Origin of the sequence: Methylobacterium sp. WL119 (genome assembly GCF_008039875.1) — a bacterium.
In the GTDB taxonomy this organism is placed as follows: Bacteria; Pseudomonadota; Alphaproteobacteria; order Rhizobiales; family Beijerinckiaceae; genus Methylobacterium.
In genome coordinates this window covers 34,920-41,423 of record NZ_VRUU01000046.1, presented here as the reverse complement: position 1 = coordinate 41,423, position 6,504 = coordinate 34,920, and the positions used below count along the sequence as shown (strand labels likewise).

The 6,504-nt window shown below is 71.8% G+C and carries 5 protein-coding genes; 3 read left to right on the top strand and 2 right to left on the bottom strand.

Annotated features, from left to right (window positions below):
• Window positions 1-81 precede the first annotated feature (81 nt).
• On the bottom strand, window positions 82-1,389 hold the full coding sequence (locus tag FV227_RS16710; protein WP_147729794.1) for an MFS transporter: 1,308 nt from the start codon (window positions 1,387-1,389) through the stop codon (window positions 82-84).
• A gap of 290 nt (window positions 1,390-1,679) precedes the next feature.
• Window positions 1,680-2,432, bottom strand: a complete 753-nt coding sequence (gene msrA, locus FV227_RS16705; protein WP_147730012.1) for a peptide-methionine (S)-S-oxide reductase MsrA — start codon at window positions 2,430-2,432, stop codon at window positions 1,680-1,682.
• A gap of 280 nt (window positions 2,433-2,712) precedes the next feature.
• Between msrA and FV227_RS16700 the strand changes: the two genes are divergently transcribed.
• From FV227_RS16700 to FV227_RS16690, 3 genes are all read left to right on the top strand, one after another.
• Complete coding sequence (locus FV227_RS16700; RefSeq protein WP_147729654.1) at window positions 2,713-3,033, top strand: helix-turn-helix domain-containing protein; 321 nt, start codon at window positions 2,713-2,715, stop codon at window positions 3,031-3,033.
• On the top strand, window positions 3,017-4,255 hold the full coding sequence (locus FV227_RS16695; protein WP_147859479.1) for a HipA domain-containing protein: 1,239 nt from the start codon (window positions 3,017-3,019) through the stop codon (window positions 4,253-4,255). The genes FV227_RS16700 and FV227_RS16695 overlap by 17 nt, the downstream gene beginning before the upstream one ends.
• 310 nt (window positions 4,256-4,565) lie before the next feature.
• A complete protein-coding gene (locus FV227_RS16690; RefSeq protein ID WP_147843773.1) occupies window positions 4,566-6,497 on the top strand; it encodes a KUP/HAK/KT family potassium transporter in 1,932 nt (643 codons plus the stop codon).
• The last annotated feature ends 7 nt before the right edge of the window (window positions 6,498-6,504 follow it).

Genomic DNA, 6,504 nt, shown 5'->3' with positions numbered 1-6,504 from the left:
AGAGGTCGCTCCCCTCTCCCGACCCTCGCTGACGCGAGGCCCACCCTCCCCCGCAGAGGGGGGAGGGACAAACCCGTCCCCCTACCCGTCGGCGTGCAGCACCTTCCCCCGCGTCTCCGGCAGGGCGAAGGCGGCGAGAAAGAACACGCCGTAGGCGCCCGCGGCGAAGACCGCGATCGCCGAGGCGAGGCCGATCGATTTCGAGAGCTCGCCCACCAGGAACGGGAACAGCGCGCCGAGGCCCCGCCCGAAATTGTAGCAGAAGCCCTGGCCCGAGCCGCGCAGCCGCGTCGGGTAGAGCTCGGTGAGGAAGGCGCCCATCCCCGAGAAGTAGCCCGAGGCGAAGAAGCCGAGCGGGAAGCCCAGCACCCACAGCACCGCGTTCGAGAGCGGCAGCTGGGTGTAGGCGACGATGACCAGGATCGCGCCGATCGAGAAGATCAGGAACAGCGGGCGCCGCCCGAGCCGGTCGGCGAGCCAGGCGCCGACGAGGTAGCCGGCAAACGAGCCCACGATCAGCGCCGAGAGGTAGCCGGTGGAGGAGACGATCGACAGGCCGCGCTCGGTGGTGAGGTAGCGCGGCAGCCAGGTGGTGATGGCGTAGTAGCCGCCCTGGCAGCCGGCGGCGGCGAGCGAGGCCAGGATCGTGGTGCGCAGCAGCGGGCCGGCGAAGATCTCCCAGAGCTTGGGCTCCTCGCCGGCCGCGCGCGCCCTGGCGCGGGTCTCGGCGGCGACCTTCGGCTCCGCGACGTAGCGGCGGAGGTAGAACACCAGCAGCGCCGGCAGCGCGCCGATCGCGAACATCCAGCGCCACGCGCTCTCGGGCGGGAGATAGGAGAACAGCACCGCCTGCGACAGCACCGCCATCCCCCAGCCGATCGCCCAGCCGGACTGCACCGAGCCGACGGCCCGGCCGCGATACTGCGCCCGGATGGTCTCGCCCATCAGCACCGCGCCGGCCGCCCACTCGCCGCCGAAGCCGAGGCCGAGCAGCGCGCGGGCGACGAGCAGCTGCTCGAAGTTCTGCACGAAGGCGCAGACCAGCGAGAAGACCGAGAACCAGAGGATGGTGATCTGCAGCGTCAGCACACGGCCGATGCGGTCGGCGACGAAGCCGGCGAGCCACCCGCCGAGCGCGGAGGCCAGCAGCGTGACGGTGGCGGCGAGGCCGGCCGTGCCCGGATCGACCCTCCACAGGCTGATGATCGTGCCGATCACCAACGGGTAGATCATGAAGTCCATGCCGTCGAGCGCCCAGCCGGCGGCGCAGGCCCAGAAGGTGCGCCGCTCGGGCGTGGTCATGATCCGGTAGAACGCCCCGAGGCTGGCATCCTCGATCGGCACGAGGTCGAGGGGGTTTGGGGCTCCGGGTCCCGACGCCACAGCCATGATCCGGTCCCCTTTCGCCGACCCGGCGATCCTGGCGCGGATCGGAGCGGCAGGACAAGGGCGCCGGCGGCACGGGAGGGGGGAAGGACGAAGGATTGTCGCGGTGCGCCGCACGGAGCCGGTCATCCCACCCACCCCCTCATCCTGAGGTGCCCCTTGCCTCGGCAAGGGGCCTCGAAGGAGCCCTCCCGCCGTCGGTGCGATCCCTGGAGCCCTCCTTCGAGGCCGCTCACGCGGCGCCTCAGGATGAGGGGGTCGGGTGGGACGAGGCGGCGCGGACGCTGCCCGCCTCAGGCCGGCGGGCGGCCGCCGACCAGCACCGGCTCCGGCGCGGTGCGCTCGGGGAACAGCGCCTGCAGGTCGCGCAGCTTCGGCGCGTCGTTGGCGGCGATGTAGGGGTGGTTCGGGTGGCTCGCCATGAAGTCCTGGTGGTAGCCTTCCGCCGGGTAGAAGGTCGCGCCCGGCTCGATCCGCGTGGCGATCGGCTTCGCGTAGGCGTGCGCGGCGTCGAGCTGGGCGATGTAGGCCTCGGCGACCCGCGCCTGCTCCGCGTCGGCGGGGAAGATCGCCGAGCGGTATTGCGGGCCGGAATCCGGGCCCTGGCGGTTCACCTGCGTCGGGTCGAGCGCCACCGAGAAGAAGATCCGCAGCAGCTCGTCGTAGCGGATCACCTTGGGATCGTAGGTGATGCGCACCGCCTCGGCATGGCCGGTGCCGCCGGTGCTGACCGCGCTGTAGCGCGCATCCGACGCGTCGCCGCCGGCATAGCCCGACACGGCCCGGCGGACGCCGCGCACGTGCTGGAACACCCCCTGCACGCCCCAGAAGCAGCCGCCGGCGAGCGTCGCGGTGCGCAGGCCGGTCTCCTTCGCGGTCTCCCGGGCGGTCACGGCGGCCTCCGGCAGGCGCCGGCCGGGCTCCTCCGCATGGGCGAGGCCGCGCAGCGAGACCGCACCGGCCATCAGGGCGAGGCCCGCGACCGTCGCGAGCGCGATCCCGCGCAGGCCGGACGCTTTGGGTGTCAGGGACATGTTCTTGGACATGGCGGTCTCCGAGCGAGGGGGCGCGGCGCGCGCGGGGCGGGGGCCGATCCTCATGTACGCGCAGCCGAGGCCATCGGTTACGCGGCATCGTGGGCACCGGAGCGCGCCGGGTGCGTCGCGGCGCCCAGCTCAGGCGGCCGGCGCGTCGGCGAGCCCACGGAGGCGACGCGAGCCCGTGTCCGGTCGGTTCGGCGGAGGGTTGCCGCCCGGCAGTCCGTGCTAGTCCTTCAGGCGATCAGAAGATATATCACAAACCAAGATAACGTATGGAGTTCTAGCCATGCGCACGACCACGGTCCTGTCGAGCGACGAACTGGCGAGCCTCGCGAGGCTCGGCCAGACCATCCGGCTCGCACGGCTGCGCCGAAACCTCACCCAGGCCGCGTTCGCCGAGCGCATGGGGGTCGGCCGCCCATCCGTGGTCGCGATCGAGAACGGGCGTCCGGGCGTGGCGGTCGGCATCCTGCTCAAGGCGCTGACCGTCCTCGGCTATACCGAACGCCTCGGGGAGATCGTCGCCGCCGATCCGATCGGCGACGACATGGACGCCGTGCTCGGCCGCCGGCGATCGAGGAGGTCTGCCCATGTGGCGGATTTCTGAATCCGGCCGCCTCGACGAGCTCGTCGTCTTCCGATGGGATGCGGCGCGCTACGTCCCCGTCGGCTCGCTCCGCTTCGAAGGGGGCGACAGGCGGATCGGCCGCTTCGTCTACGCCAAGTCCGTCCTTCGCTCCAGGACCCCGAGGCCGATCGATCCGATCGGGCTTCCGATCAGCGGCCGGTCGAGGTCGGCTCATCCCGACGAGGTCCACCTCGCCTTTCACGATGCCGGGCCCGACGGCTGGGGCAAGGGCATCCTCGATCGGGCCTTCCCGCATCGACGCCTCGGGATGGCCGAGTATCTTGCCCTGGGCGGAACCACGCGAACGGGGGACCTCGCCTTCGGCCCGACCCCGGACGGTCCCCGAACCTGGGTTCCGGACGAAGCCCCGCTCCTGCACCTGCCCGCCGCGGAGGACGACATCGCGGCGCTGCTGGCGGCGGCCGAGGCGATCGAGGACGGCCGCAGCGCCTCGCATCACCTGCAGGTGCTCCTCCGCAACAGCGCCGACGTCGGGGGCGCCCGCCCCAAGGCGCGGCTGCGGCACCGCGGGCGCCAGTGGATCGCGAAGTTTCCCGCCTGGGGCGACAGGTTCGACGATCCGCGCGCGGAGGCGGTCTGCCTCGACGTCGCCGAGGCGGCCGGCCTGTCGGTCCCGGCTCGCGAGCTTCTCGATATCGGCGGTCGAAGCGTGCTTCTCGTCGAACGGTTCGACCGCACCTCGGAAGGCGAGCCGATCGCCTATCTGAGTGCGGCCACGCTGCTCAAGGAGCCGAGCTTCGGCTACGGCACCCGGAAGACCTACGTCGACATCGCGGCGGTCGCGGAGTCGATCGGCGTCGCGAACGCGTTTCCGGAGATGTTCCGGCGGCTCCTGGTGAACGCGTGCCTCCACAACACCGACGACCACCTGCGCAACCACGCGTTCCTCGGTGCGGGCGACGGGTGGCGGCTGTCGCCGGTCTTCGACATCGCACCGCATCCGGGCGTGATGCGGCATGTCTGCGCGCCGGCGCCGGGCCTCGGTCCCGAATGGGATGCCGAACGGGCGTTCGCGTCCCATCCGCGGTTCAAGCTGTCGCGCATCGCGGCCGACAGCATTCGCGAGGCGGTCCAGGCGGCGATGCGGCGCGTGCCGGAGTTCATGGCGGCGCGTGGGATGCCGGCCGGGGACCGGACGATGCTCGCCGCGAGTTCCGCCCCGGCCGCACGCGCGTCCTGAAATCGTGCCGGCCCCGGCCGCACGCGGGGCGCAGCCGGACCGACTGGGTGCAGATCCCGTCGGTGCAGGTCACGTCGAGGCAGGCCACGTCGGGGCGGTCGACGGATCGGATCCCGTCTCTCCGCGATTCCGGGCCGTCCCGACTTGTGCAACCCGGACACATCGCCGTGTTCCCACAGCATTCGCCCGCACCGGCATCTTGAACGGCCGCGCGGATGCAGGCAGCCTCGCGCCGATCTTCGATCCGAGGGGCGTGTCCGTGAGCCGAGCCGTCAGCCCTTCGCAGGAGCGTGCGCTTCCGGTCGCCCCGGTGGCGCGAAAGCCCGGGGCGGTGCGGCACGCGGCCGGGCCGGCGCTGACGCTCGGGGCGCTCGGGGTCGTCTACGGCGACATCGGCACCAGCCCGCTCTACGCCTTCAAGGAGGCGGTGAAGGCCGGCATCTCCGGCGGGGCGCCGGTCGCGGCGGCGGCCACCGGCGCGGTCTCGCTGATCCTGTGGGCGCTGATCCTGATCGTCTCGCTGAAATACGCGGTGCTGATCCTGCGCGCCGACAACCGCGGCGAGGGCGGCATCGTCGCGATGCTGGCGCTGCTCGGCGCCCGCCACGCCAAGGCCGGCACCTGGCAGGCGCTGCTGCTGGTGGTCGGGCTCGTCGGCGCGGCGCTTCTCTACGGCGACGGCGCGATCACCCCGGCGATCTCGGTGCTGTCGGCGATCGAGGGCCTGAAGGTCGACGCGCCGGTGCTGAGCCCCTTCGTCGTCCCGCTGACGATCCTGATCCTGATCGGGCTGTTCCTGGTCCAGCGGCAGGGCGTGGCGGTGATCGGCCGGGTGTTCGGCCCGGTGATGCTGGTGTGGTTCTCCGTCCTGGTGCTGCTGGCGATCCCGAGCATCTGGCACGCGCCGCAGATCCTGGCGGCGGTCAACCCGTGGCGGGCGGTCGACTTCCTGGTCCATGCCGGCTGGCACGTCTCGTTCCTGATGCTCGGCGCGGCCTTCCTCGCGGTCACCGGCGGCGAGGCGATGTATGCCGATCTCGGGCATTTCGGGGCGCCGGCGATCCGCACCGCGTGGTTCGGCCTCGTGCTGCCGGCGCTGCTGATCCACTATTGCGGGCAGGGCGCGCTGCTCATCGCCGAGCCGGACGCGATCGAGAACCCGTTCTACCGGCTCGCACCGGACTGGGCGCACTATCCCCTCGTGGCGCTCGCCACCATGGCCACCGTCATCGCCTCGCAGGCGGTGATCTCGGGGGTGTATTCCCTGACGCAGCAGGCGATCCAGCTCGGCTTCATGCCGGCGATGCGGGTGGTCCACACCGACAAGCACGAGCGCGGGCAGATCTACGTGCCGGCGGTGAACTGGCTCCTGGCGCTCGCCACCCTCGTCGCGGTGGTGCTGTTCGGCTCCTCCGATGCGCTGGCCGGCGCCTACGGCATCGCCGTCTCGGCGCTGATGGGCATCACCACGCTGCTCGCCGCGCTGATCGCGCTGCGCTGGGGCTACGGCCTCGCCGCGGTGCTCGCGGTCAACGGCTTCTTCCTCGCCATCGACCTGGTGTTCCTGGCGGCCAACAGCGCGAAGCTCCTCGAGGGCGGCTGGTTCCCGCTGGTGCTGGCCTTCTCGGTCGCCTTCCTGATGCTGACCTGGATGAAGGGCAACCGGGTGCTGGAGGCGGTGCGCGAGCCGCTGCGGCAGAAGGAGGACGCCTTCCTCGCCCGCCTCGCCTCGCACCCGCCGGTGACGCTGCCCGGCACCGCCGCCTTCCTCTCGGCGGCGAGCGAGGGCATCCCGATGGCGCTCGGGCGCCTGGTCGAGCGCAGCCGCTGCCTGCACGAGCGCATCCTCCTGATCACCGTGATCTACGAGGAGGAGCCGATCGTGCCGGCGTCGCAGCGCGCGGAGGTGACGCTCGTGGCTTCGGGCATCCGCAAGGCGATCTCGAAATACACGCCCGGGATGGAGCGCGTGGTGCTGCATTACGGCTTCATGCAGACGGCCTCGATTCCCGAAGGGCTGCAATGCGCGGTGGCGAGCGGCCTGCTGCCGGCGGAGTTCGTGGAGGACATCACCTACTTCGTCGGCCACGAGGCCATCATCCCGTCGCCGACCAACCCCGGCATGCACAGCTGGCGCGAGGGCCTCTACGCCTTCATGAAGCGCAACGCCGAGCGCACCGGCGCCCATTTCGGGCTGCCGACGCGGCAGGTGGTGGAGGTGGGGACCGAGATCGAGATCTGAGGGGCGC